A 621-nucleotide genomic window follows, 5' to 3' on the forward strand; every position below is an offset into this window, starting at 1 on the left:
GTTAGATGAAGCAGATCAGGATGATGATATTCCTGAGCAAATGCTGAATTTGTCTCTGTAATGTATATGTTGATTGAATTGGACACATTGGTATGAGTTGTGAGCAACATATGCACGAGACGGTGCTATTACAAGAAGCAGTTGACTTATTGGTGACGAATTCTTCAGGTGCCTATGTTGATGCAACCTTTGGTCGTGGTGGGCATAGCTCAAAAATACTAGAAGCTTTGGATAAAGATGGCTCGTTGATCGCTATTGACAAAGATTTGGAAGCAATATCTGCGGCACAGAGTCGATTTGTTGATGAAGAGCGATTTTCGATTGTGCACGGCTCCTTCGCAGATATTCGTGAGCATTTGAGAGTTTGTGGGCAAGAGAAAGTTTCGGGCGTGTTAGCGGATTTGGGTGTGTCATCTCCGCAGCTTGATAATGCTGAGAGAGGCTTCAGTTTTATGAATGATGGTCCGCTAGATATGCGGATGGATACCACGCGCGGAGTGAGTGCCGCACAGTGGATCAAAGAGGTCGATGAGAAAGAGATGGTTCAGGTATTTTTCGATTATGGCGAAGAAAAGTTTGCTAGGAAAATAGCTAGAGGTATCAAAGAGGCATTGCTGGGTC

Annotated in this window: 1 protein-coding gene; it reads left to right on the forward strand. The window is 44.1% G+C overall.

Annotated features, from left to right (window positions below):
- Positions 1 to 92: 92 nt before the first annotated feature.
- Positions 93 to 621, forward strand: a 529-nt coding sequence (rsmH, locus tag A3763_RS26560) for a 16S rRNA (cytosine(1402)-N(4))-methyltransferase RsmH (protein ID WP_068760774.1), incomplete at its 3' end; no start/stop codon positions are given.

This window comes from Oleiphilus sp. HI0128 (assembly GCF_001635365.1).